This window comes from Nocardia coffeae (genome assembly GCF_019890715.1).
GTDB classification, from domain to species: Bacteria; Actinomycetota; Actinomycetes; order Mycobacteriales; family Mycobacteriaceae; genus Nocardia; species Nocardia jiangxiensis.
In genome coordinates this window covers 129,952-155,016 of sequence record NZ_JAINZY010000009.1, presented here as the reverse complement: position 1 = coordinate 155,016, position 25,065 = coordinate 129,952, and the positions used below count along the sequence as shown (strand labels likewise).

Here is a 25,065-nt window from a genome sequence, read left to right as displayed (position 1 = left end):
CAGGACCGCGTTTTAGAGTCGAGTCGTGAACGACACCTCGTCCGCGAACGGCCGCCCGCTCGCCGAACGACTGGCGACGCGTCTGCTGTACCCGACCTCTCGCCCGCGAAACGACGCGCTGCGCGAGGCGGTGTCCGGCCGGGTGGTCCTGGTGACCGGCGCCTCGCACGGCATCGGCAAGGAAACCGCGCTCAAACTCGCTGCCGCGGGCGCGACGGTCCTGTTGGTGGCGCGGTCGCTCGAGGACATGGAGGCGGTGGCCGCGGAGATCACCGCGAGCGGCGGCATCGCGCACGTCCACCGCGTCGATCTGACCGATATGGACGCCACCGACCGGCTCGGTCGTGAACTGCTCGACGAATACGGGCACGTGGATGTGGTGATCAACAACGCGGGCCGGTCGATTCGACGCTCGATCGACCAGTCCTACGACCGCTTCCACGATTTCACCCGGACCATCGATATCAACTATCTGGGCCCGGTCCGGCTGCTGCTGGCCCTGCTGCCGAGCATGCGCGGGCGTCGCGAGGGACATATCGTCAACATCTCGACCTGGGGACTGCGGATGCCACCGGCCCCGCGCTGGGCGGCCTACGGCGCCTCGAAGGCGGCCTTCGACACGTGGTTGCGCACGGTGGCCACCGAGATCGCGGCCGACAACGTCACCACGACCTCGGTGTACATGCCGCTCGTGCACACCAGGATGAGCGCACCCACCGATTTCGGCAGTATGCCCGGCCTGACCGCGGAGGAAGCCGCCGACGTCGTCTGCCATGCCGTCGTCGCCAAGCCCGTCGAGATCTCGCCGTGGTGGTCCGGACCGCTGCAAGCCTGGTCCGATCTCACCCGCGGCCCGGCCCAGCGCCTGATGTCCCGCACCTTCCGGCGCTGAACAGCCCGGCGCTTTCGCGGAGGCGGCGTGGTCGGTGTCACTCGGCTGTCCGCGCAGGTGTGGGGGTGGTGCGCATAGGATCGGGGGATGTTCGCCCCGGGGTCGCGCCGATGAGTCTGGCGACGTTGTTCACACTGGCCGACTCGCGGTTGCCGGTGGGTGGGCATGTGCATTCGGGCGGGGTGGAGGAAGCGGTGGCCTCGGGGCTGGTGCGGGATGTCGTGACGCTGGAGTTGTATCTGCGACGGCGTATTCGCACGTCCGGGCTGGTGACCGCATCGCTGGCCGCCGCGGTGTGTGCGGGGGAGTGGGATGTGCGGCGCGCCGAGGGCGAAGCCGATGCGCGCACGCCCGCACCGGCGGCTCGGGCGGCCTCGCGGGCTCAGGGGCGGGGTTTGCTGCGTTTGGCGAAACAGGTCTGGCCGCACCAGGATTGGCGGGAACTGGGGGCGCGGCCGCATCTGTCGACGGTCTTCGGCGTGGTCGGCATCGCGGCGCAGGTGAGTGCGCGGGAGATCGCCGGGGTGGTTGTCTACACCACCATGACGGGCGCCGCGACAGCCGCGCAGCGGCTGCTGGCATTGGATCCGGCCGCGGTGGCCGCCGGAACGATCCGGCTCGCCGAGCTGTGTGATCGCACGGCGGCCGAGGCAGCGCGCGGTCCGGCCGCGGTGTCCGATCCACTGCAGGATGTGCTCGCGCAGCGGCATCCGGACCGCCCGATGCCGCTGTTCGCCTCCTGAGGACGTATTGATACGACCGGTTCGGTCGTGAAAGGAGTCACCCTCATGCCCCCACATCTGATCGACGGTGAACCGCACGATCACGCGCACGACCGCCCCAAGCGGGTGCGTTCGTCGGGTGAGCCGGTGCGGATCGGCATCGGCGGTCCGGTCGGGTCCGGGAAGACCGCGCTCACCGCGGCGCTGTGCCGCCAGCTGCGCGAGGAGCTGTCGCTGGCGGTGCTGACCAACGACATCTACACCACCGAGGACGCCGATTTCCTGCGGCGGCACGCCGTCCTGCCCGACGAACGGATCACCGCCGTGCAGACCGGCGGCTGCCCGCACACCGCGATCCGCGACGACATCACCGCCAACCTCGATGCCATCGACGATCTGATCGAGGCCAATCCGCCGCTGGATCTGATCCTGGTCGAATCCGGTGGGGACAATCTGACCGCCACGTTCTCCTCCGGTCTGATCGACGTGCAGATCTTCGTGGTGGACGTGGCCGGTGGCGACAAGGTGCCCCGCAAGGGCGGGCCCGGCGTGACCTATTCGGATCTGCTGGTCATCAACAAGACCGATCTGGCCCCGCTGGTCGGCGCGGATCTGGCTGTGATGGATCGTGATTCGGCCGCGGTGCGCGAGGGACGCCCCTTCGTGTTCACCTCCCTGACCCAGGATCCGGCCGCCACCCCCGTGCTGAACTGGGTGCGCGAACAACTGCGCACGATCGCGGAACGCGATGCCGCCGAGGGTGCCGCCATTGCGCACTGAGGTACGGATCGTGGCGAGTCCCGGTGTGCTGCCGCGCATTCAGGCCACCGGGGGACTCGCTGCGCGGCACACCGGTCCGGACGTCGTCCATCTGATCGGCACGGCCGCAACACCGTTGGGCGGTGACGAACTCGACATCGCCGTCGTGGTCGAGCCGGGCGCCCGGCTGCGGGTGCGCTCGGTGGCCGCGACCATCGCCCTCCCGGGCCGTGCGACGCCGCTGTCGCACGCGCACTGGTCGTTCGAGGTCGGTGCGGGCGGTGAACTGGATTTCGATCCCGAACCGACCATCATCGCGGGCGGGGCCACCCACGAAACCGTCAGCACCGTCCATCTCGCCGACGATGCCCGCCTGCACCTGCGCGAACGCATCCAGATCGGCCGCACGGGCGAATCGACCGGCCACTGGCGCGGCGACCTCGTCGCCGATCTGGACCGCACCCCGCTGTTACGCCACCGCCTCGAACTCGGCGAGAACTCACCCACGGACGACGCGCTCTGCGCCCCTCGCGCGATCACCAGCGTGCTCCGCTATCCGGATGAAAGCCCCGCACGCACAACGGGTCTGGATGCCGCGCTCCTGCCGCTCGCGGCGGGCGGCTCACTGTACACGTGGACGGGTCCACGGTTGTCCGCCGAACCCGCCGCGTCCGACGTCGCGGCCCTGCGCGTCTGAGTCGTGTCTGCGAAGCGGCGCGTCGGGTAACGACGACAGCGGTTTCGCCGCCTCGATTTGCATAGTATTACTAAGCAGATGCTACGGTGTACTAAGCATTGGAGGTGTGGAGTGAGCGAGGACGTCGACGAGGTCAGCGCGGAGCTACGGCGCGCGGTCGTACGCCTGTACAGCCGATTCCGTTCCGAGCGGGTCGAGGGCGAGGTCCCGGATGCGGCGCTGCTCGTGCTCATCGTGCTCGACAAACAGGACCGGATGAGCCTGAGCGATCTCGCCGAGGCCGCGCACGTCACGCTCGGCTCGATGAGTCAGACGGTTCGACGGCTGGAGCAACTCGCCTACGTGACGAAAGTCCGTGGGACGCAGGACCGCCGCAAGGTCCTGTTCTCGCTCACCGATGCGGGCACAGTGGCGGTCACCGCGTCGCGTCGCCACCGCCGGGACTGGCTGAAGGGCCGGCTCGACGAACTCACCGCAGCCGAACGCGACGACATCGCGCGAGTCGCCCCACTCCTGCTTCGCATCGCAGACTCGTGAACAGGAGCACCATGCACCCCGTAGAAGCCCTCCTATTTCCCATCGGTCGGTTGCTGCGCAACCGGCGTCCGGACGAAGCCGTCAGCATCGCCAACGCTCCCGAACTCGCGACCGAGCACCGCATCGCCCTCACCTCGCCGAATTTCGTTGACGGACAAGTGATTCCGGCCAAGCACTGCGGACAGTTCATCGGCGAGGAGATCTCACCCGCGCTCACCTGGGACGCCCTCCCCGCGGAGACGAAGGATCTGGTCCTGGTCATCGAGGACCTCGACGTCCCGACCAGCACGCCCGGCATCCACACCGTCGCCGCCTTCGAGCCTTCCGACGCCGGTCTCCCGGAAGGCGCTGTGACCCCGGCGGATCCGAACATCCGCTTCATCCCGAATCGCCGCCGCCAAGCCAAGTACGTCGGCCCGCGACCGCTGCCCGGCCACGGGCCGCATCGCTACCGTTTCCACCTCTACGCCCTCGACACCGTCGTCGACTTCACGAAGCTCGATATCGACCATCTGCCATCGGCTCTCGACGGACACGTCCTGGCATCCGGAACACTCACCGGCACGCGGACGACCTGACGGACGAGGGATCAGATCGCTCCTCGGTAGGGGAGGGTCGGCCGGCCCGTGACGCCGGGGGAGGCGCGGAACAGGGCTCCCGCGGCGGGCTGGGTGGCGGGATCGATCCCCTGGCGGGAGGTGGTGATGTACAGGTCGGTGCGGGTGGGGCCGCCGAATGTGCATGCGGTGACCTGGGATACGGGCAGGTGCACGATGTCCAGGAGGTTGCCGTCGGGGGAGTAGCGGTGGACCGCGCTGCCGCCCCACAGCGCTACCCAGACGGCGCCTTCGGCATCGACGGTGAGACCGTCGGGGGAGCCGTGTTCAGCGGGGACGCGGATCGCGGTTCTGCGGTGGGACAGGCCGGATTCCGGGCTGTAGTCGAATGCGTCCACGCGGTGGGTGGGGGTGTCGGCGTAGTAGGCGGTGGTGCCGTCGGGGCTCCAGGCCAGGCCGTTGGAGATGGTCACGTCGGTGAGTTCGACGTCCACGCTGCCGTCGAGGTTCAGGCGATACAGCGCGCCCGCGCCGGGAGTCTCGGCGTACGCCATCGAGCCACAGTGGAAGCGGCCCTGGGGATCACAGCCGCCGTCGTTCATCCGGATGCCGGGATCGGACCACAGCTCGGGCAGGGGAGTGATCCGCTCGAACTCGTCGTCGGCCAGCGCGAATCCGCGTTCCAGGGCCAGCACCACGCCGGTCTCGGCGCGCGGGCGCAGGGCTGCGGCGACCGTGCCGACCGGGAAACGGCGGACTTCGCCTGTGCCGGAATCGAGTTCGAGGACGTCCCCGGCGAGCATGTCGACCCAGCGCAGACCGGGCCAGCGGTCGCACCAGACCGGCCCTTCGCCGTGCTCGGCGACGGGTGCGGTGAGCTGTTCGACGGAAATCACGGCCGCAGCAGCACTTTCACCGCGTCGCCCTCGCGCAGCACCCGCAGTGCGGAATCGACCTGCTCGAGCGGGAATTCGTGCGACACCAGCGGCGCGGGATCCAGGGCCCCCGCGGCGAATGCGCGTACCGCGTGGGTCCAGGCCCGTCCCGGCGCGCCGAAGACGGTGTGCACGGTGATCTGGTCGAGCACCAGAGCGGCCGGGGAGATCGGATCCGGTTCCGCGGCAGGGATTCCGGTGAGCACCACACGCCCACCGCGACGTACCAGGGAGGTGGCCAGGCGCGCGGTCCCGATCCCGCCCGCGGCCTCCAGCGCGACATCGTACCGCTGGGAGCCTTCGATCTCGGTGCTGAAATGCGTTGCTCCGCAACGTCTGGCCAGCGACTCACATTCGGCTCGTCGATCGATGACGGTCAACTCACCCGGCCGGACCGCTGCCGCCAGTTGGGTGATGAGCAGTCCGAGCGTCCCCGCGCCCACCACCGCGACACGCTCACCGGTCTGCACCTCCGCGCGCAGACATGCCGCGGCGGCACAGGCGGCCGGTTCGAGCGCCGCCGCGGCACGCAGATCGGCGTCGGCGGGCAGCGTGTGCAGCAGCCGCGCGGGCAACGTCAGGTAGTCCGCCCAGGCTCCGGGATGGGTGAATCCGGTCTCCGCGTATCCGTTCGCACACAGATTGGTATCGCCACGTCGGCACGCGTCGCAGCGCAGGCAGGATCGAAAACCCTCTCCTACAACGGGTTTGCCGATCAACTCCGGATCGACCTCGGCACCGACCTCGGCCACGGTCCCCGACCATTCGTGCCCGGGAACGACCGGATACCGCACATAGGGCGCGGGCCGTGTCCCGGCGACCACCTCGAGATCGGACCCGCAGATACCCGTCCACGCCACCCGCACCATCGCCTCACCGGGCCCCGGTGTGTGCGGCGACATCGGCACGACATGTACCTGCCCCGGTGCCTCGACGCGAACTGCGCGCGGCGACATCAGCGTGCTCCCGTCGTGCGGTACGCCCATTCCTGACGGTCCGCGGTCGAGTCGGATCGTCCTGCGCGCATGATCATTTCGCGACCGCGCCGACGGGAGACGGCACGGCCAGCCCTGCCGCACCGAGTTCGGAGGTGATCGCATCGGGAGCGAATCTGCGCAGCAGATCCAGCCCGATGCGTGCCCGGCGCACGCGTTCGCGCCCCAACGCCACGGCCGTCGCCTCGAGATGCGTCCCGCTGGGGTAGATGTTCGGGGCGTTGCGCAGCCCGAATTTCAGGTACACCGGTGCGGCGACCCGGACGAGCTCGGCTATCTCGTAATGCCGGACGAAGCCGCCCTGATCGTCGGGAGCCTCCACGTAGATATCCAACGGGATGTCGACCGCGCGCCGGATCTCGGCGAGCTGGGCCAGGCTCAGATCGGTCGGGACGTTGTAGGTGTTCGCACCCAGATCCTGCGCGATCCGGATCGCGGCCGGGTTGGCCAGCCCCATCTGCACACTGATCTTGAACTGCATATCCGCAGGCAGATAACCCTGTTCACGCATCCGCGCGGCAGAGGCGAGCACCCCGATATCGGTGATCAGCACACTGCGCAGGCCGAAGTGCGCGGCCCGCTCGATATCCAGCAGACACTGCGCGAGTTGCTCGGCCCCGCGTGCCTGCGCACCGACCGCACCCGCGCCCGAAGCCGCTGCGGCAGCGCCGGTGCCCCATCCGGCCAGCGGGCGGGCGAACAGACTCACCTCGACCGGTTCCGCGGCGCCCCGCGCGGCCATGTCCGACAGTTCGTCATCGGTGAGCAACAGTACGCCGCTGCCCTGCGAAATGCGGTGTACTCGCACGTCCCGGGCACGAGCCTCGTCCAGCACGGCGGCCAGCACCGCGGGCCCCTCCACGCTGGGGATCTCGACACGGTACTGCGCACCGTCGGGAAAACGCTTCTCGCTCGTGGCCGGTGCGGGGCCGTCGGTCTCCGACATACCGCTCGCGCGGAGGAATTCTCGTACGGACATCAGGACTCCGTTCGGGCCGCCATCGCATCGGCCGTTGTTTCGATGAGCTTTCGACATGCGCGCGCGGCCGCGTCGGGACGACCCCGCCGGACCGCGTCGAGCACCGCGCGATGCATGGGCAGGGTGCGCTCCACTCCGCCCGGTAGTTCACTGGTCGCCTCGAGGCCGTGCTGCAGCCCGGATTCCAGGAGCCGCCCCAGTTGCTCGACGAGCTGATTTCCACTGGCCCGCAACAACGTAAGGTGGAAGGCGAGGTCGGCGGCGACGAACTCCTCGCTGTGCTGCGGCAGTCGCGCGGCATGCTCGGCCATCGCCTCGTAGGCGGCGTTCATCGCCTCGACCTGTTCGGGATCCACCCGCTCGGCGGCCAGGCGGGCCGCGCCCGGCTCCACGATGAGGCGCAGTTCGAGCAGATCGTGCACGAACGAGGGATCGGTGTTGTGCCAGCCGATCACCTGCCGGTCCATCAGATTCCACGACGAGCGGGGCAGCACCCGCGTGCCGATCCGCGGGCGCGGATCGACCAATCCCTTGGCGGCCAGGGCCTTCACCGCCTCGCGCACCCCGCCGCGGCTGACGCCCAGCTGGGCGGCGAGATCGGACTCGTTGGGCAGCTGGGAATTCTCGGCGTAGACACCCGAGACCACCCGCTCGCCCAGCCAGTCCACCACCCGGCCGTGCATCGTGCGATGCCTGCCCAGCGGACCGGCGGAGAAAGTGTTCATGACTAAATCATCGAATGATTGGATGGTAAATGTCAAAGCGTTGTATCTTCGAACCGACTGCACGACAGGACATCTGATGAAGATCACCAAGCTCAGCATGCACGTTCTCGGCACGGCGTGGCGAAATCTCACCATCGTCGAGGTCCATACGGACGAAGGCGTGACCGGACTCGGCGAGGTCCGCATGCTCAATCACACCGACGCCCTGCTGGGCTTTCTGGCCGAGGCGACCGACAACCACATCCGCGGCAGCGACCCGTTCGAGGTGGAATCGCTGGTGCACCGGATGATGCGCCTGGACTACGCGCGGGCCGGGGAGATCGCGATGTCGGCGCTGGCGGCGGTCGAGATCGCCTGCTGGGACATCCAGGGCAAGGCCCTGGGCGTGCCGGTGTACCGGCTGCTCGGCGGTGCGGTGCGCGATCGGATCAAGGCCTACGCCAACGGCTGGTACCAGGTCGAGCGGACTCCGGAGCAGTTCGCCGCGGCCGCGCGACGCGTCACCGCACGGGGATACCGGGCGATGAAGGTGGATCCGTTCGGGGCCGGGATGTTCGAACTGGATCACACCGAGACCACGCGCTCGCTCGAGCTCGTGGCCGCGGTGCGCGAGGCGGTCGGGCCCGAGGTCGAGATCATGATCGAGATGCACGGCCGGTTCAATCCGGCCACCGCGATCCGCCTGGCCGGCCTGCTCGAACCGTACGATCCGGCCTGGCTCGAGGAACCGGTACCGCCGGAGAATCTCGCCGCACTGGCGAAAGTGGCCGCGCACACCTCGATTCCGATCGCGACCGGTGAGCGCATGCACACCCGATACGATTACCGCGAACTGTTCGCGCTGCAGGCCGCGGACATCCTGCAGACCGACATCACCCACTCCGGAGGGCTGTGGGAGGCCAAGAAACTGGCCGCCACCGCGGAATCGCACTATCTGCTGATGGCCCCGCACAACGTCGGCGGGCCCATCTCCACCGCCGCGAATCTGCACCTGGCCGCCACGACGGTGAATTTCAAAGTGCAGGAACACTTCAACGACTTCGCCGACGTCTTCGTCAAGGACTGCGCACCCGGGTTGCCCGAGGTGGTCGACGGATACTTCCCGCTGCCGCAGGGCCCGGGGCTGGGCATCTCGCTGGACTACGAGGCGCTCGCCCGGCATCCGCGAAAGTCGGTGAACTTCAACCTGTTCAGCTCGGGCTGGGAACGTCGCCAGGCGGCCGAGGGCTGATCACAAGACGCCCCGGCCGCGGGCCGGGCGACCCGCAACAGAGTTGGTAGATGAGGAACCCGCAATGTCAGAACATCTTTCCGATGCCGTAGAGATCTCCCGGACCGCGAGCCGGCGCGGTGCGCTGAAACTACTCGGAGGCGCGGGCGGCGCGGCGGCGTTGGGCACGCTGCTGTCGGCCTGCGCCAGTGCCACGCGCTCCGGATCCGGTGGAGTGGGCAATTTTCCGTCGACCCCGGCGTGGAAATTCGTGTTCGTCAATCACGTCACGACGAACTCGTTCTTCATCCCCACGCGCACGGCTATGGAAGACGCCGCCAAACTGCTCAATCTGCCCACGCCGCAGTGGACCGGCTCGGAGAACGGCACCGTCTCGGAGATGGTCAGCGCGTTCGAGAACGCGATCAACTCCGGCGCGGCGGGCATCGCCATCCCGCTGACCGACAACAACGCCTTCGTCGAGCCCACGAAACAGGCGCTGGCCAAGGGGATTCCGGTCGTTGCCTACAACGCCACCGCACCGGGCAACTATCCGCTGACCTATATCGGCCAGGATCTGTACAAGTCGGGCACGCTGATGGGGCAGCGGATCGCACAGACCGTCACCTCCGGCACCATCCTGGTCGGCATCGCCCAGCCAGGCGCGAACAATCTGCAGCCGCGCCTGGACGGGCTGACCGCGGCACTGGCCAAGGCCGCGCCCGGCGTGGTGGTCAAATCGATCAATACCGGTGCGGCACAAGCGGGTGAGCTCAACGCGATGACCGCCGCCTACGCGGGCCAGCCCGATGCGGTGGGACTGTACGCGGTGGACGCCGGCAGCACCGCCTCGATCGCGCAACTGATTTCGAGCAAGAACATCGTCGGCAAGGTGCACGCGGGCGGATTCGACACGCTCGCGGACACCATCAAGGGAGTCTCCTCGGGCGCACTGGAATTCACCATCGACCAGTCGGCGTACATGCAGGGTTTCCTGTCGGTCCTGTATCTGTACCTGTACCGCGTCTCGGGCACACTGCTCGCGCCGCCGGAAACCGACACCGGGCTGACCTTCGTGACGAAAGAGAATGTCGCGGCGTACAACTCGGGCAGTGCGTACGAGGGGCAGCAGGGCCACAACCTGGGCACCATGCCCGCCTCGATCCCGCTGCCGCAGCCCTCGACGGTGACGCTGTGACAGAACGGTCCTTCGGCCGCACCGTCGCGCAAGCGCTGGTGCGGCAGAAGGAACTGAGCATTCTGGTCGCCACCGTCGCGGTGGCGATCTATTTCAGTGTCACCACAACGGGTTTCAACATCTCGGACAACTACATCACGATCATCCACTACCTCGCGCCGTGGGCCATCGTCGGCGCGGGCGAGGTGATGCTGCTGATCTGCGGTGAGATCGATCTGTCCGCGGGATTCATGTTCACACTGTCGCCGTTCGTGCTGATGTCGTTCTACAACGGCGGAACGCCACTGATTCTGGCGCTGATTCTGGCGCTGGTCGTATGCGCGGCCATCGGCGCGGCCAACGGGTTCATCTCGACCCGGTTCGGCATCGCCTCGTTCATCGTCACGCTGGGCAGTTCCTTTCTGCTGGAAGGTATCTCGCTGCTGATGTCGAACGGCGCACCGGTCGCCGCACCGGCCTCGGGCTGGGTGGTCTCCGCGTTCGGCAAGGCGCACTGGTCCGAGTTGCTGTGGGTGCTGGGCGTGGTGGCGGTGATGCAGACCCTGTTGTCCGCCACCCGATTCGGCATCAGTACACAGGCCACCGGCGGAAATCCGGTGGGCGCGGCCGAGGCCGGCATCCGGGTGAATCTCGTGAAGGTGGTGAACTTTTCGCTCGTCAGCACGCTGGCGGGCCTGGGCGGCATCATCGACGGGTTGCGGCTGGGCTCGTTCGATCCGACCAACGGCGGCCCGAACACGATGTTCCTCGCGGTGGCCTCCGCGGTGATCGGCGGCACCGCCCTGCTCGGCGGTCGCGGCACGGTGGTCGGGGCGCTGTTGGGCGCACTGCTGCTGGGCATCGTGTTCGACGGATTCTCCCTGGCCGGAGTCAGCGCGAACACCTTCGACGTCGTGCTGGGCGTCGCGATCGTGATCGCGATGCTGCTGAACGTCTATCTCGGACATCTACGCAAACGAGTGAGCAGCGCATGACGCAGACAACCGAAAATCCGAATGATGTGATCCGTGCCGAGCACATCAGCAAGCGGTTCGGGCCGGTGCAGGCGCTCCGGGACATCAACCTGCGGGTGGCCCGCGGGGAGATCCTGGGCCTGATCGGCGACAACGGCGCGGGCAAGTCGACGCTGATCAAGATCCTGACCGGATACCATCAGCCCGACGGCGGCCGACTGTTGTTCGGGGGCAACGAGACCCGGCTGAAATCGGTGGTGCACGCCCGGTCGCTGGGGATCGAGACGGTCTTCCAGGATCTGGCGCTGATCCCGGATCTGCCGGTGTATCTGAACCTGCACCTGAACAAGGAGCTCGTGCACCGCCCGCTGCCGTTCCTGCGACGGGCGGAGATGAAGCGCCGAGCGCGAGAGTCGTTGGACCGCATCGGAATCAACATCCCATCGGTCACCGCGGAGGTGGGCTCACTGTCCGGCGGACAACGTCAGGCCATCGCGGTGGCACGCTCGGTGCACTCCGACGCCAAACTCCTGCTGCTCGACGAGCCGCTCGCGGCCATGGGAGCCAAGGAGGGCGGCCAGATCCTGCGCCTGCTCGATCGCCTCAAACAACAGGGCGACCTGGCGATCATCCTCATTGCACACAACTACAGCCAGGTCGTGGACGTCTGCGACCGAGTGAACCTGCTCCAACACGGCGAAATCACTTTCGACCGTCCTTCCAAGGACACCTCCGTCGAGGAACTCCTGTCCCTGGTACACGCCGAGTACCGCCTACCACCGGCATCGGGTGACTGACGTCGGCATCGAATGAGGGGGTGCGGGCCGTCGTTTCGCGACGGCCCGCACTTGTGCCACGGGACGAGATGTTGTGGACCGGGCGGGGCACAGCAGTGCGGGGCGCGTCCGACTCTCCCGATGCCGAGCGAGGGCGCCCTGAGAGGTGACAGGTACCCGATCCGGATTCCTCGAGGTGTACTACCTGAGTAGCCGGAAATGCAGCCGGATATCTCCAAGATCGAAATCGGCTCTTACATAATCGATGTGGAGATTCACCGGGACAGACTGCGATACCGGCCCGAACAAGTGAGGAGTTCGATCATGGCGTTCTGGCATAAATCTTCGAAGAATTCGCACGATCAGAGTCCGATGAGTTCGCCTCCGTCCCGGATGACCCGGCAACCGTTGCCCGCGGGACAGGAGCCCGCGCACGCTGCTCACCGAATCAGTGAGTTGTGCCGGATCAGCGCGGCCGCGACGGCGGAGGTAACCGACCACGCGCTGCAGTGGAACAGGGACGGGCTCGATGAGGTCTGGGACAACAACCTGTCCGCTGATGCGAGCGCGCAAGCGAGAGCCGAGATCAGGGCGATCGGTCGTCAACTCGACCAGGAGGGCGGTCTCGGGCGGATGGTGGCGGCATGCGATCTGGTTCGGTCGCTGGCCCCGTCGACGAATCCGGGCGGGGTGGTCCTACTGCTGTGGGCGGGTATCGGTGAGTGGGACCTGAACGGCGGATTGAACGACCTGCGACGGCGTGCAGCCAAGGGGCGACGGTGATTTCGGGCGGCGAGGCGAGATGTAGTTCGTGCCAGGGTGAGTGAGGAGTTCGAATCGTGGCGTTCTGGCATAGATTTCGGGAGGCGGGCGGACAGGCGGCGCCAGCGAGCCCGACCGGTGTGTCGGCAGGGCTGATCCGGCAATTCGCTGACGCCGGTGTCGAAGACGCGGAGCGAATGGCGCGACGAGCGGCCGCCGCGGGTCTGGCCCCCGACCACATCAAGAACAGTGATGGTGCACGCTACATCGTATTCCGGGCCCTCGACGCCGACCAGGCGAAGCGGTTCCTCATCGACGACGTGGTCGTCGACGCGACGGGAATATTCTTCGTGGTCGAGACGCCGGACGGCAATTGGGGCAAGGACATCGACGGCCTGTTCCTGGAGAACCTGCTGCCGTGGCAACGCAACGTCGCTGCGGCGGAATATGTGGCGACGATCGTGATGATCCCGGGCGGGATCAATCCGTCGGGTGTGTTCTGGAGCGCAGGAATGGGCATCGCGGACAACTATGTCGCGCAGTTGGTTTGCGGCCGCTGCCGGGCACGTTGGTGGGATGGCATACGGTACGGCGATTTCACCGCCGTGCGATGCCCGTCGTGTCGGGGTCTGAACCAGGTGGACAGCCGCACTTGGGTCATGTCGCGGTATGTCTCGCCACCTGAGGACGACATACCGGCGCTGGCAACGATCAAGGTATCGCCGCTCACAGCCGAGGAGATCGCCGAACCGAGGCAGGTCGGGCAGCGCCTGGTCGGCCTGATCGAAAGCGGACTCGGCACAGCCGGGGAATCCACCCGAGCACAGATGAACCTCAGTCTGGACCAGGACTATCTCGACACGAGCCTCGCCAGCGGCCAGCCGCTCACGGGGTGGATGGGCGCATGCGCTGAGATCCGGGCGATCGGGCACCAACTCCATGGTGTCGGAGGCACGGTGCTGATGCAGCGTGTGCTCGACACAGTGACACACGAGCACCTGCCGATCGAGAGCGTCGTGGATTACTACTGGCGCCGAATCGGAGGATGGCGGAACTGAGTACATCGTGTAGTACCGCAGGATCGGGCAGTTACCGGATCGGCAGTCGCGCGATCGACCACTGTCCAGCGGGCCCAGCGGGCCGGACGGGCCATGCGCGGACCGTATGGTCGTGGCTGCCGGACACGGCGGTCCGCCCGTCGTGGCTCAGCGCGATCGAAGTGATCGGCGCGGTGTGACCGTGGAAAGTACGCAGACAGCGATCGCGCCCGAGCTCCCAGACCTCGACTACCGGGCCGGAAGGAGCTTGATCGTTTGCCGTCACCACCTGCGTATCCGAACTGAATGCTGTTGGTCCGGCGAACCGATCGGGTGGGATGCTCGTCGCTCGACTTGTTCGAACCGAATCGACGTGCCATACGATGACCATCGCGGCTGGTCGGTGAGGCTCGATGCTGGTCATGGACTTGCGTGAAATCGCCTGCCCGGCATGGGTATCGAGAGCGAACCCCGTGAACCTGTCGACGGAGTGCACGAGACGCCCGGAGCCGGCCTCCCAAACCCGCGTCTCGCCGTCATGGGCGTCGTATTCGATCGCCAGACGATTGTTCGCGGTCAGCCCCACCGATCCCGGGGCAGCATCGCGATGATGGTTGTTCTGCTCGCGCAGAACACGAAAAACCCTGCCCCGAGCAAGATCCCACACCTGCACGGGTCCGCCCGGTGCGCCCCCGGAGACCAGCAGGTCTCCGTCGACGCCGATTGCGATCGAGGTCGCCCGCACGTCGGCGATCCGATGCTGGCGATCACCGGTTACGCCATCCCAGACCAGGAGCGTTCCGTCCCGGCCGTGGGCGGCGACGCGGGTACCGTCACCGCTCACCGCGACGGCATCGATGGGACCGCACGACCGCCCGAACCTCCTGCGATCGTGCAGGACGTGGCGGCAGCTGCCGACCTCGAGGTCCCATACGCGAACAGTCCCGTCGATGCTGCCGGACGCGGCGGTGCGGCCGTCGGCGGCGATCGACACACAGCAGACCGTGTCGCTGTGCCCTTGCAGCACAAGCGGCTCCGGCTCGTCGGGATGATTGCGAGCCAGCCGTAGCGCCGCATCGACTTCCGGGTCGGGCGGACCGCTGCGCGCGGCTCGCCCGAGATGCCGGCGGGCGGACGCGGTGTCACCGCGCTCGAGATGGACCAACCCCAGCAGGTGATCGATGACCGCGTCGGGACGGCGATCACGCACTGCGGCGAGTTCGGCGACGAATTCGGTGTCGAGGATCCGGCCCCTCCGCCAGCGGTACAGGCCGTAGTTGTAGCGGGCGTGGGGATGATATCGATCCGCGTCGAGCGCTTCGCGCCACAGGTTCTCCGCCAGTTCGGGCCGGCCGAGGTCGAGTAGCGACAGCGCGTGGTTGGACAGCCGGTCCGCGCGCAGACCCTCCGCGTTCGGCCACGGCCGGGGATAGGGCTCGCCGATCACCTCGGCGTACAGCTCGATCAATGCTCGGGCGAGTCGGCCGGCAGACTTCGGTCGGGCGGCCGGGTTCAGGGTCAGGCAGCTGCGCAGCAGCATCGCCAATTGCTTTGGTAGCGGCGGGATTCCGTCCGAAGCATGGCCATCGGCGAGGAATGATTCGAACGCCGCACCGGCTGTCTGCCCGAACCGGCAGGGGGTGGCGCCGGTGAACATCTCCCACACGCTGATCGCCCACGACCAGACATCGGTTGCGCGAGTCAGCGTGATCGCCCGATCCTGTGCTGCGGCTGCCTGTTCCGGCGAGCAGTAGGCGGGTGTCATGCCACCGAACCCGGCGATCACACTCGCCGCCGGTCTACCGCCGGGGATTTCTCCCGCTGCTATTCGTGCATTCGCCAACCCGAAGTCGGTGACCTTCACCGTCCCGTCACGAGCCAGCATGACGTTGGCGGGCTTCACATCCTGATGAATCAGCCTGTTGGCATGCGCGTGGTCGAGTCCCCAGGCACACTGGATCGCGATATCGAGCAACCGGCCCAGCACACGTGACCGATCGCCGTCGTACAGGCGCCGGCTCCGGATCGCTTCGGCAAGGCTGCCCCCGTCCACCCATTCTGCGAAAACCCTCGGTGCACCATCGAGATGGCGCACGTACATGCACGAAACCGTATTCGGATGCACGCCCAGCCCGACCCACGCCTCGGCCTCTTCTTCGAAACCCCGCACGTGCCTAGCGGAATCCAGCAACTCCGGTCGAGGCGTCTTCACCGCCAGCTCGACCTGCCACTCGCGGTGCCACACCCGGTAGACCACCCCCATGCCGCCGGTCCGGACGACGTCGCGAACCTCGTACCGGTCCGCGATCACGTCACCGGGCTGCCACGAGACGGATTGCGTTGCAGCCAAATCATTTTCATCCGAATTCATCGCAATACCGTTCCCTGCGGCGCAGTTCTACCGGGTTGCGCCCCGGTGTTCATCCGACGCAACATTGTCGAGGTGGGCGCGAGCGGACGCAACAGGGCTCGCGGGACCTCCGTCGTGGAAACCCTGTCGCCAGGCCGGTACTGCCTGCCATCGGCCGCAGCTGATTGCTCGCGGCATCCGACGAGGGAGTGCGGGCGGCGGCGGCCCGCACCGATACCGAATTGGGACAAGTGTTTTCGTTAACACGCGGAAAACTGGAGTCCAAAGCAAATCTCGAGCAACCGCCCGCATGAACGGAAACCTCACCATCCGCGGCGAGGTTCCCAAATGTACTGGCTCGTAGCTACTTTCGAGCTTATCGGTGGCACGGATTTCAAGATCATGTGACAGTTGAAGCCGTCACCGCGCACGGCCAATGACGCTCGATCAGCGGAGGGGCAATCCCGTCAGCCAGTGTGATGCAGAGTGAGGTAGTCGTGGACGCGGTCAAGGAGACGGCCCGGCAGGGCCGAATTGTGTTGTGGGAAGAGTCTGCCCGCGATGGTGCGCAGGGTAAGACATTGATGAGCGCGGAGTTTCGGGTGCGGTTGGCCCGCGATCAGGGTGCGATGTTCGGTGCGGACGGTGCCCGACACGTCGTGTTCGCCGCGGGATTTCCCGCTGTGTGCGCCGAGGAGTTCGAGGCCACCCGGCGGGTCGCGCGGGAGGCCGCGGACTCGGTCAGTCCGGCCGCGGTGTGCCGCGCCACTCCGCAGGACGTGCGGCAGGCGTGCGCTTCCGTGCAGGACGCCCCCAACGGCCGGGTGATGATCGTGGTGCCTGCCTCGGACATCATGGCCGAGGTTATGGTTCGTCAGTCGGCGGCTGAAACACTCTCGGGCGCAGCGGAACTCGTTCGGATCGCCAAGGACCGCGGCGTGATCGTCGACATCTGCTATGCCGACGGTCCGCGCGGTGATGTGCGGCTGATGGCCGATATGGCCGGTGTTCTCACCCGAGAGGGTTGTGGCATCGTCGTGATCGCCGACACCACCGGCGAGCTGCTGCCACAGCAGTCTTCCGAGCTGTTCACCGGGCTGCTCGCGGAGGCGGACGACGTCGTCGTATTCGCCTCCCACCTGCACAACGACCTCGGGCTAGGCCTGGCGAACACCCTGGCAGCCGCGCACGCGGGGGTGCGAGTGCTGACGAGTTCCTGGCTGGGCGTCGCCGAGCGCAGCGGCCTGGTCGCCACCGAGCAATTGTTGCTCCTGTTGGCGCATCGCGGCACCGAGTTGCTCGGTGAGGGCGAATTGTGGCACACCGCACCGGATTTGACGTGGCTGCCGAAGCTCGCGCGGCGGGTCTCGACCGAGACCGGGCTGCCGTTGACGGTGACGACTCCGATCGTCGGCACCGGCGTGGGCACGATTTCGACCGGGACGCCGTTCGCCCGTCCTTCCGTTTTCCAGCCCTACGACCCGGCGGAACTGCTCGGTATCGAGCCGTCCGTGGTGCTGACCCACCTGGCCAGCGGCCGGGTGCTGCGGGCGGTCGCGGAACGGGTCGGGCTGACGCTGGACCGGGTCGAGGTCGCCGACGTGCTCAACTGGGTGAAGACGGAGGCGTACCGCCGCAACGAGGCGGTGATCGAGGATGCGGAACTGGTGCGGTACGTGACCGCGCTGCGGGCCTCGGCGGTCAGCGCATGACCACCGTCACCGACGTCGCGCTCGAGCAGGTCGCGGCCGCACTCGCGACCGGTAGCGCCGTCGTACTGCCGAACCCGTACCCGCTGACCTCGGTCGTCGCAGCGCTGCGGGCCGAGACGGTCAACGCGGCCAAGGGACGCCCGGCCGATCAACCTGTCGCACTGTGGCTTTCGGACCCGGCTGTGTGGGCGGAGTTCGCAACCTCGCTGGCCCTCGACGCCGGGATGGCCGACCTGGCCCGCACCCTCCTGGTCGAGGAGCGGCTCACCGCGTTGCTGCCGATCAACCCGACCGCGGCCCCCGACTGGGTGCGTGATGCCGCCCGGGACGACTGCGTATTGGTATTCGGGTCGTGCTGGTCGCCCCTGGACGCACTGCTGACCCGGCCACTGCGAGTGAGCAGCGCCAACCGCACCGGCCATTCGCCGGTCGCGTCGGCCGACGAAGCATCGGCGACATTCCCTCCGGACGTCCACATCCTCGCGGACGGAGACGGCCGTCCCGCCGAGGGCCGCAGCGCGACCACCACGGTCCGCATCACGAATTCCGGTGTGACACACACCCGTTGCGGTGCACAGGACCGAGCTCACGGCGGCCCGTCCGCCTACCTGCATCATCTGCGTGAGGTCTACCGGTCGGATCCGGCCACGTCGTTCAGCGCTGCCCGTCACGCATAGCGGCCGAATCTCGACGGCCGAATTCTGACTGCGCACAGGCCCTTCGGAAATGGCGACGGGCGGGAAGCCGACCCGAGGGTCGCTTCCCGCCCGTGCTGATCGGCGAATTCAGCCGGCGACGACGTGCGGTGGCGCGGCGAACCCCTGGGCCGCACCGACGGCTGCACCGGCGGCCGCACCCATGGCGGCAGCGGGAACCGTGATGACGCCCGTGCCGATCGCGGCGCCCAGGGCGGGTCCGGCGACCAGTCCGATGGGCAGGAACGGAACTCCCACCACCAGACCGGCCACACCACCGACGAGGCCGGAGGTGGCCGCGAGCGGCGCGGAGGCCGTCGCCCCGGCCGCAGCGCCGATGGCGGCGTCGCCGACGGTGGCCCCGGCGATCCGGTCCGATCGGCTGCGTTCCATGCCGACCGAATCCAGGAAGGTGGCCAAGCCCGCCTCGGCGCGGGCCGACTGGTCGTTGACCGCGACCTCCTGGTCGCGATTGATCCAGGTCGGCGCGTTCAATTGGACGTCACCGAAACGGAATTTGCCGGGCGGCGGCGCGATCGGCGCCACCGGTGCGACCGCCTTCGGTGCGTGCAATTCGCCGACCGGAGCGAGATAACGTTGATCGGGCAGCGGCCGTGCGGACGGCAGCGAGGTGAGTACGTCGCCGGAAATGCGCGGCTGTGCGTTCGGGATATTGCTCGCAGGCGACTGCGGGTGTGCCGCGTGGTGCTGTGGCACCGCATCGGATTGCGCGGGCGCCGCAGTGGCCGTGCCGCTTCCGGCGACGGCCAGGACCAGCGGAACCGCGCTCGCCGCAACGACACTGCCGACGCGGGTGCGATTCGGATTGGACGCTCTGTGTTTGCCTCCGGCCATTGCGACCTTTCTCGTTACATGGATATCGACATCCGGCATTCGGATCAGTCCAGGCCCTGGATGGGTCGGATCCGTTTATGCGTGGAAAGCCGTATTCAATGAAGAGGTCGCTGTGCATCGAGCGCCGAATACCGTGAAATTCGCCCGGCTCAGCCTGCCTTGGGGTCCGCCGCCGCTTTCGCCGTGGGGGCGGCGGCGCCGTTCCCGGTTTCTGCGCGCACTTCCCTCGCGTCTTCCTCGTTGCCGTTGAGCGCCTCGAGTGCCAGCCGCGCGAACACCCACTGCTCGGTGGCGGCCATCTGCCCGCGGTGGCGACCGAGGAAGGCGACGAACCACTGGAAGACCGTGACCAACCGGCTGCGGTATCCGATCAGGTAGTACAGGTGCAGCACCAGCCACATCAGCCAGGCGAAGAAACCGCTGAACTCCAGCTTGCCGACCTGGCACACCGCGTCGAACCGCGAGATGGTGGCCATGCTGCCCTTGTCGAAATATTTGAACGGCGCCCGGTCCGCGGGCTTCTGCTTCCCCGCCACCTCGGCGGTGATCTGCTTGGCCGCGTAGGTCGCGCCCTGAATCGCGCCCTGTGCCTGGCCGGGCACTCCGGGTACCGACATCAGGTCGCCGACCACGAAGACGTTCGGATGACCCTTGATGGTCAGATCGGGTTCGACGATGACGCGTCCGGCGCGATCGGTCTGCGTCCCGTCGGAGCGTTCGGCGAGCTGTTTGCCCAGGCCGCTGGCCTGCACACCGGCCGACCAGACCTTGCAGGCGGCCTCGATGCGACGCTCGCCCTCCTTGTCCTTGATCGTCACCCCGCGCGCGTCGACATCGGTGACCATGGCGTTGAGCTGGATCTCCACGCCCATCTTCTCCAGCCGCTGCTGCGCCTTCGGGCCGAGCTTGGGGCCCATCGGCTTGAGCACCGCGTCCGCACCCTCCACCAGGATGACGCGAGCGTCGCGCGGATCGATGTTGCGGAAGGTGCCGACCAGGGTGCGATCGGCGAGTTCGGCGATCTGACCGGCCAGCTCGACACCGGTCGGGCCCGCGCCGACCACGACGAAGGTCAGGAACCGGTCACGCATCTCCTGCGTGGTGGCCAGCTCGGCCTCCTCGAACGAGCCGAGGATGCGGGCGCGCAGTTCGAGGGCGTCGTCGATGGTCTTCATGCCGGGGGCGTAGGTGGCGAAGTGGTCGTTGCCGAAGTACGACTGCTGTGCGCCGGTGGCGACGATCAGGCTGTCGAAGGGGGTGACGGTGTCCTGGTTCAGCAGTTCCGAGGTGACGGTGCGGTTGACCAGGTCGATGTCGTGCACATCGCCCATGATCACCTGCACGTTCTCCTGTTTGCGCAGCACGATGCGGGTCGCGGGGGCGATCTCGCCGGTGGACAGGATGCCGGTGGCGACCTGGTACAGCAGCGGCTGGAACAGGTGCGTGGAGGTCTTGGAGATCAGGACGATGTCGACGTCCGCCTTCTTGAGATGCCTGCAGGCGAACAGACCGCCGAATCCGGAACCGATCACCACCACCCGATGGCGCTGCTTACCGCCGGTCTGGATGCTCATGTCCCGCTCCTCGCGCGATTGCGTTGGGTCTTCCGACACGCCATACCGTAGTCGGCGACCAGCGGACAGTCACGGCGAGTGTGGGAACTCGGCGCGTCCGGGTCACGCCTTCGGACGGCGTGTCGGGCGGTCGGGGACCGGCCCGGAAGCATGCTCGTCGGGCAGGTCGAGCGGCCCGATGAAGCGGTCGCCGCCGATACTCTCCACCGACGGCCACAGGAACGCGGTGAGCCGGTCGACGAATTCGGCGCGGTCGCGCACCGGATCCCGGCCCCAGTCCTCGGCCGACATCAGGATCGCGCCGATGGTCGCGCTGGCCCAGATGCGAGCCAGCGCGGGATCCGCGTCGACGGTGCGCAGGATGGATTCGAAGACCTCGGTGGCCCATTCGGACAGCCGGGCGAACAGCGGCCGATGGTGGCCGACGACGCTCGCGCCGGATTCGTCGGACTGCAGGCGCTGCATGAGCAGGTGGTGCAGGTTGGGATCCGCGTCGACGAAATCACAGACCAGTGCCACGATGGCGCGCAACATCTCGCGAACGGGCATAGGCTGCGCCAGAATCGCGTCGGCGGCGGCGAGCAGACCTTCCATGTGCCGTTCGGCGAGCGCGTCGACCAGAGCAGGCATATCCGGGAAGACCGCGTAGACCGCGGTGCGGGCGTATCCGGCTTCGGCGGCGACCTGGGCGAAGGTGATCGGGGTGCCGGACGCTGCGACGACGCGTTCGGCGGCGTCCAGGATTTCGCCGCGGCGAACGGCGGGATCACGCGACGGACCGGGCGGCCGCCCCCGAGGGCGGCGCGGTTCGCGCGGTGTATCCCTTGTCACACTGCCATCGTACCGGTAATGTACGGGGTGTACTTTTAATTGAAAGGTTCGTTCATGGTCAGCGTCGACAGTGCGGAACGGGAAAACCTCGGACTTCTGCAGATACCCGACCGGCATCCGATCGACCGGATGCTACGTCTGCTCCCCTCCCGCGAACTGTCACTTGCCACCCCACCCGAGGGAAGTGGACAGCTCCCCGTCAAGGGTGACGTCGGGCTGCCGTATCTGGGTCGCGCGTTGCAGTACCTGCGCTGGGGTACCGCGGAGATGATGGATCGATACCACCGCTACGGCCCGGTGAGCTACAACAAGGCGCTGGGCGTGGAGCGGGTGCTGGTTGCCGGGCCCGAGGCCGTGGACGAGGTGATCGGCAAGCGCCGCAACGACTTCGGACAGGGCTGGGACTATTTCATCGGTCCGTTCTTCCATCGCGGACTGTTGCTGCTCGAGTTCGACGAGCACATGTACCACCGCCGGATCATGCAGCAGGCGTTCACCCGTGATCGACTGGTCGCCTATCTGACGCAACTGGGTCCGGCGGTCGAGAAGGCCATCGCCGGGTGGGTGCCCGCGGGTGTGGACAGCGCGCGGGTGGAGCTGTATCCGACGGTGAAGGATCTGGCGCTGGAGACCGCGAGCGAGGTCTTCATGGCCGCGGATCCCGGGCCCGAACGCAAGCTCCTGGGCGACGCGTTCATCGATTGCACCCATGCCGCGCTGTCGGTCGTGCGGCAGCCGCTGCCGGGTACGGCCTGGCGAGCCGCGGTGCAGGGACGCAAGGTGCTGGAATCGTATTTCCAGCGCATGCTGCCGGAGAAGCGACGTTCGGACACCCCGGACTTCTTCTCGGCGCTGTGCCACGCCCGCACCGAGGACGGCGAGCAGTTCAGCGATGCCGACGTGGTCAATCACATGATCTTCCTGATCATGGCCGCACACGACACCACGACCACGACGGCCACCGCGGTCGCCTACTACCTGGGACACCACCCGGAGTGGCAGGAGCGAGTGCGGGCCGAGGCGCTGGCGTTGCATGCGAAGACCAACGGCGCGCCGCCGACCATCGCCGACCTGGACGAGCTGCACGATCTGGAGCTGGTCATCAAGGAGAGCCTGCGGCTGGTGCCGCCGGTGCCGGGTCTGGTGCGTCGCGCGGTGCGCGACACCGAGATCGCGGGCCACTACATTCCGGCGGGCACGCATATCGACGTGGCCTACGGGATCAACCACCTGCTGCCCGAATACTGGTCCAACCCAGCGGTTTTCGATCCGGAACGGTTCGCCGAACACCGCCGCGAGGACAAATCCCATCGCCTGGCCTGGATGCCCTTCGGCGCGGGTGCGCACAAGTGCATCGGCATGCACTTCGGCATGCTGGAGGTCAAGGTCGCCATCGCCGCCATGGTCCGCGAATACGAGTGGCGGATCCCCGAAAGCTACCTGATGCCTTGGGGATTCAACACCATCCCGTTCCCCCGCGACGGCGCGCCCATGCACCTGCGCAGGCGCTGAGCGTCAGCACTATCCGACAACGAGCAAGCCACCGTCGGCCGAGTTCCGCTCACTCCCCGACAACGCCGAAGGCCGCGGTCCCTCGGGACCGCGGCCTTCGGCGCGAAGCGGAGGTCGAAGATTCAGCTTCTTCCGCTCAGGAGGAGCTTGGCGACCTGAGTGGTGGTCTGCTCGCCGTCGTCGTAGCCGCCCTTGTTGCCCAGGTCGTTCATGACGGCCAGGGTGTAGCGCTCGTTGGGACCGGCGAAGCCGACCGAGTTGACCACCCAGCCGCTGCGCTCCTGGGACCAGCCGTTCTTCAGGCCGGGATTCATCGACGCACCCGCGCCCCAGACACCCCAGTGCTGGTTGGTGTCGACCTTGCGCATGCGGTCGGTCAGGTAGTTGCGGTCGGCGGGGTTCATGTGGTCCAGGACGTTGGACATCAGCCGGTCCAGGTCCGCGGCGGTGCACTTCTGGAAACCCCAGTCCGGGAACACCTTCCCGGCGGGGGTGGGCTGCGGGGCCAGGCCGGTCATCCCGTTGGCGCGGAACGCGTTGTTGAAGGCCCGGTGGTCGGGTCCGGCGAATTTGGTCCAGAGGATGTCGGCGGCGTTGTCGTTGGAGGTGGCCAGCATCGACTCGAGCAGTGTGCGATCCTGCGGCGTGATCACGATCGCGCCGACGCGCTGCCGGTTGATCAGATCCTCGGCGATGGCGAGTTTGATCGTGGAGGCCGTCCAGATCGGCGTGTTGGCATTGCCATTGCTGTAGACCGCGCCGGTTTTCCGGTCGCGCACAACGTAACCCGTGACACCGGGCCGTCCGGACAGGTAGGAGTTGACCTGCGCGATGCGCTGGCTCATATCGCAGTCGAAGCCGTTGGCACAGCCCTGGACGCGAATCGGGAACGCCGTGGCAGGGGCCGGGTGTACGGCCGGTGCGGTGGCCATCAGGCCGGCGGCGAGGACGCAGGCGCCGAGGGCCATACGTGAGGGGCGACTGGCGCGCGAGGCGGAACGGGGATAACGCACGGTGCAACACCTTAGACAGATATATGCATCGGGCGCACGTCTTGAGCTCTGCCGCACATTATGCTAGTTCGCTGTAAATATTGTTGCGCAGTGCATTTCGGCCGTGCCGAGGTCCCATATGGGACAGCGGCGCACCTCACCGGAACGCGGCGAGCAGGTCCTCGACGCTGCGGCCGTTGAGCCGGTAGCAGTGCGAGAAGGCTTCGGTGTGGCGGTCGCGTGGCCAGGAGTTCAGCACGATCGCGCGGCCGTAGTGGCGTGAATTGACCAGTTCCCAGCGCTCACCCATGCGGCGAACCGTGAACCCTGATCTGGGTACGAGGGGAATCACCGACGCAGACATCTACCGAACCAGCCTTTCGAAACCGCTTCTCCCGTTGCCTCCCCGCAGAGCACTGTGGCACATCGCGCACCGTCCGCCGGGGTGACACGCGGTGGCGAGTCCCGGTCGATGCGGGGATTCGCGGTTGCGCGTGGATCCGCTTGTGTTGCTACGAATTTGGTACATATCGAGAATTGCGGACAATGTGGTGTTCAGCACTATTCGCTGTAGAGTAGCCATGGGTCGGGCGTTGTCTCGGGGTCGGATTCGAGGTCGATGTGATCGTCGGCGTGTCCGGATCGTCACGGTGTGTCGGGCGTGGGGTCGGCTTGGCGCGGGTGCACGATTGTCGGGCCGGTTCGCGGTGCGAGCCGTCGCCTGCGGTTCGCCGGGGCGGGGACGAACGGTCTCGGGCGCGGGGCCGCGTAGGCGGCTCGATCGCAGGCGGTAATGTCGCGTGGTCGATC

General features: G+C 67.3%; 25 protein-coding genes. 15 read left to right on the top strand and 10 right to left on the bottom strand.

Features of this window, described 5'->3' with window-relative positions; all coding sequences use genetic code 11:
• The first annotated feature begins 25 nt into the window (after positions 1-25).
• The 6 genes from K7711_RS29095 (at position 26) to K7711_RS29070 (ending at position 4,185) form a co-directional block, all read left to right on the top strand.
• Positions 26-892, top strand: a complete 867-nt coding sequence (locus tag K7711_RS29095) for an SDR family NAD(P)-dependent oxidoreductase (protein ID WP_308014997.1) — start codon at positions 26-28, stop codon at positions 890-892.
• A gap of 110 nt (positions 893-1,002) precedes the next feature.
• Positions 1,003-1,635: an urease accessory protein UreF gene (locus K7711_RS29090; protein ID WP_222973110.1), complete on the top strand. Its 633-nt coding sequence runs from the start codon at positions 1,003-1,005 to the stop codon at positions 1,633-1,635.
• Positions 1,636-1,680: 45 nt separating this feature from the next.
• The gene (gene ureG, locus K7711_RS29085; protein WP_040823227.1) at positions 1,681-2,394 is read left to right on the top strand and encodes an urease accessory protein UreG; all 714 of its coding nucleotides are present in this window, start codon (positions 1,681-1,683) and stop codon (positions 2,392-2,394) included.
• Positions 2,384-3,070 carry an urease accessory protein UreD gene (locus K7711_RS29080; RefSeq protein ID WP_222972659.1) on the top strand — a complete coding sequence of 229 codons (687 nt, stop codon included), beginning with the start codon at positions 2,384-2,386 and terminating at the stop codon, positions 3,068-3,070. Before ureG ends, K7711_RS29080 begins: the two co-directional genes overlap by 11 nt.
• A gap of 111 nt (positions 3,071-3,181) precedes the next feature.
• Positions 3,182-3,607 (top strand): MarR family winged helix-turn-helix transcriptional regulator, encoded by a 426-nt coding sequence (locus K7711_RS48565; RefSeq protein ID WP_222972658.1) that lies wholly within the window; start codon positions 3,182-3,184, stop codon positions 3,605-3,607.
• A gap of 11 nt (positions 3,608-3,618) precedes the next feature.
• Positions 3,619-4,185, top strand: coding sequence for a YbhB/YbcL family Raf kinase inhibitor-like protein (locus tag K7711_RS29070; RefSeq protein WP_222972657.1), 567 nt, complete (start codon positions 3,619-3,621; stop codon positions 4,183-4,185).
• Between the two features lie 11 nt (positions 4,186-4,196).
• Here the strand turns inward: K7711_RS29070 and K7711_RS29065 are convergent, their stop codons facing one another.
• From K7711_RS29065 to K7711_RS29050, 4 genes are all read right to left on the bottom strand, one after another.
• Complete coding sequence (locus K7711_RS29065; RefSeq protein WP_222972656.1) at positions 4,197-5,060, bottom strand: SMP-30/gluconolactonase/LRE family protein; 864 nt, start codon at positions 5,058-5,060, stop codon at positions 4,197-4,199.
• Positions 5,057-6,055 carry a zinc-dependent alcohol dehydrogenase gene (locus K7711_RS29060; protein WP_222972655.1) on the bottom strand — a complete coding sequence of 333 codons (999 nt, stop codon included), beginning with the start codon at positions 6,053-6,055 and terminating at the stop codon, positions 5,057-5,059. The genes K7711_RS29065 and K7711_RS29060 overlap by 4 nt, the downstream gene beginning before the upstream one ends.
• 73 nt (positions 6,056-6,128) lie before the next feature.
• Positions 6,129-7,073 carry a U32 family peptidase gene (locus tag K7711_RS29055; RefSeq protein ID WP_222972654.1) on the bottom strand — a complete coding sequence of 315 codons (945 nt, stop codon included), beginning with the start codon at positions 7,071-7,073 and terminating at the stop codon, positions 6,129-6,131.
• Positions 7,073-7,798, bottom strand: a complete 726-nt coding sequence (locus K7711_RS29050; RefSeq protein ID WP_222972653.1) for a FadR/GntR family transcriptional regulator — start codon at positions 7,796-7,798, stop codon at positions 7,073-7,075. The genes K7711_RS29055 and K7711_RS29050 overlap by 1 nt, the downstream gene beginning before the upstream one ends.
• Before the next feature lie 76 nt (positions 7,799-7,874).
• On the opposite strand from K7711_RS29050, the gene K7711_RS29045 reads away from it, so the two are divergent.
• The 6 genes from K7711_RS29045 (at position 7,875) to K7711_RS29020 (ending at position 13,755) form a co-directional block, all read left to right on the top strand.
• The gene (locus K7711_RS29045; RefSeq protein ID WP_222972652.1) at positions 7,875-9,029 is read left to right on the top strand and encodes a mandelate racemase/muconate lactonizing enzyme family protein; all 1,155 of its coding nucleotides are present in this window, start codon (positions 7,875-7,877) and stop codon (positions 9,027-9,029) included.
• Between the two features lie 64 nt (positions 9,030-9,093).
• Positions 9,094-10,206, top strand: coding sequence for a substrate-binding domain-containing protein (locus tag K7711_RS29040; RefSeq protein ID WP_222972651.1), 1,113 nt, complete (start codon positions 9,094-9,096; stop codon positions 10,204-10,206).
• Positions 10,203-11,180 carry an ABC transporter permease gene (locus K7711_RS29035; RefSeq protein ID WP_222972650.1) on the top strand — a complete coding sequence of 326 codons (978 nt, stop codon included), beginning with the start codon at positions 10,203-10,205 and terminating at the stop codon, positions 11,178-11,180. The genes K7711_RS29040 and K7711_RS29035 overlap by 4 nt, the downstream gene beginning before the upstream one ends.
• Positions 11,177-11,956 carry an ATP-binding cassette domain-containing protein gene (locus K7711_RS29030; RefSeq protein WP_040823201.1) on the top strand — a complete coding sequence of 260 codons (780 nt, stop codon included), beginning with the start codon at positions 11,177-11,179 and terminating at the stop codon, positions 11,954-11,956. Before K7711_RS29035 ends, K7711_RS29030 begins: the two co-directional genes overlap by 4 nt.
• A gap of 351 nt (positions 11,957-12,307) precedes the next feature.
• Positions 12,308-12,718: a hypothetical protein gene (locus K7711_RS29025; protein WP_222972649.1), complete on the top strand. Its 411-nt coding sequence runs from the start codon at positions 12,308-12,310 to the stop codon at positions 12,716-12,718.
• 299 nt (positions 12,719-13,017) lie between these two features.
• The gene (locus K7711_RS29020) at positions 13,018-13,755 is read left to right on the top strand and encodes a hypothetical protein (protein WP_222972648.1); all 738 of its coding nucleotides are present in this window, start codon (positions 13,018-13,020) and stop codon (positions 13,753-13,755) included.
• A 31-nt stretch (positions 13,756-13,786) separates the two neighbouring features.
• Here K7711_RS29020 and K7711_RS29015 read toward each other — a convergent pair whose 3' ends face one another.
• Positions 13,787-16,105 (bottom strand): WD40 repeat domain-containing serine/threonine protein kinase, encoded by a 2,319-nt coding sequence (locus K7711_RS29015; RefSeq protein WP_222972647.1) that lies wholly within the window; start codon positions 16,103-16,105, stop codon positions 13,787-13,789.
• 458 nt (positions 16,106-16,563) lie between these two features.
• On the opposite strand from K7711_RS29015, the gene K7711_RS29010 reads away from it, so the two are divergent.
• Positions 16,564-17,796: a hydroxymethylglutaryl-CoA lyase-like TIM-barrel protein gene (locus tag K7711_RS29010; RefSeq protein ID WP_222972646.1), complete on the top strand. Its 1,233-nt coding sequence runs from the start codon at positions 16,564-16,566 to the stop codon at positions 17,794-17,796.
• Positions 17,793-18,473, top strand: a complete 681-nt coding sequence (locus K7711_RS29005) for a Sua5/YciO/YrdC/YwlC family protein (protein ID WP_222972645.1) — start codon at positions 17,793-17,795, stop codon at positions 18,471-18,473. The genes K7711_RS29010 and K7711_RS29005 overlap by 4 nt, the downstream gene beginning before the upstream one ends.
• A gap of 108 nt (positions 18,474-18,581) precedes the next feature.
• Here K7711_RS29005 and K7711_RS29000 read toward each other — a convergent pair whose 3' ends face one another.
• The 3 genes from K7711_RS29000 to K7711_RS28990 all read right to left on the bottom strand — a co-directional run bounded on the left by K7711_RS29000 (position 18,582) and on the right by K7711_RS28990 (position 21,751).
• Positions 18,582-19,346, bottom strand: a complete 765-nt coding sequence (locus tag K7711_RS29000) for a hypothetical protein (RefSeq protein ID WP_222972644.1) — start codon at positions 19,344-19,346, stop codon at positions 18,582-18,584.
• Positions 19,347-19,495: 149 nt separating this feature from the next.
• The gene (locus K7711_RS28995) at positions 19,496-20,920 is read right to left on the bottom strand and encodes an NAD(P)/FAD-dependent oxidoreductase (protein ID WP_222972643.1); all 1,425 of its coding nucleotides are present in this window, start codon (positions 20,918-20,920) and stop codon (positions 19,496-19,498) included.
• A gap of 102 nt (positions 20,921-21,022) precedes the next feature.
• Complete coding sequence (locus tag K7711_RS28990) at positions 21,023-21,751, bottom strand: TetR/AcrR family transcriptional regulator (protein WP_222972642.1); 729 nt, start codon at positions 21,749-21,751, stop codon at positions 21,023-21,025.
• A 54-nt stretch (positions 21,752-21,805) separates the two neighbouring features.
• Between K7711_RS28990 and K7711_RS28985 the strand changes: the two genes are divergently transcribed.
• Positions 21,806-23,263, top strand: a complete 1,458-nt coding sequence (locus K7711_RS28985; RefSeq protein ID WP_222972641.1) for a cytochrome P450 — start codon at positions 21,806-21,808, stop codon at positions 23,261-23,263.
• A 122-nt stretch (positions 23,264-23,385) separates the two neighbouring features.
• On the opposite strand, the gene K7711_RS28980 is transcribed toward K7711_RS28985, so the two are convergent.
• Together K7711_RS28980 and K7711_RS28975 are read right to left on the bottom strand one after the other, a co-directional pair.
• On the bottom strand, positions 23,386-24,231 hold the full coding sequence (locus K7711_RS28980) for a serine hydrolase (protein ID WP_222973108.1): 846 nt from the start codon (positions 24,229-24,231) through the stop codon (positions 23,386-23,388).
• 181 nt (positions 24,232-24,412) lie between these two features.
• Complete coding sequence (locus tag K7711_RS28975; protein WP_235747961.1) at positions 24,413-24,565, bottom strand: hypothetical protein; 153 nt, start codon at positions 24,563-24,565, stop codon at positions 24,413-24,415.
• Positions 24,566-25,065 lie beyond the last annotated feature (500 nt).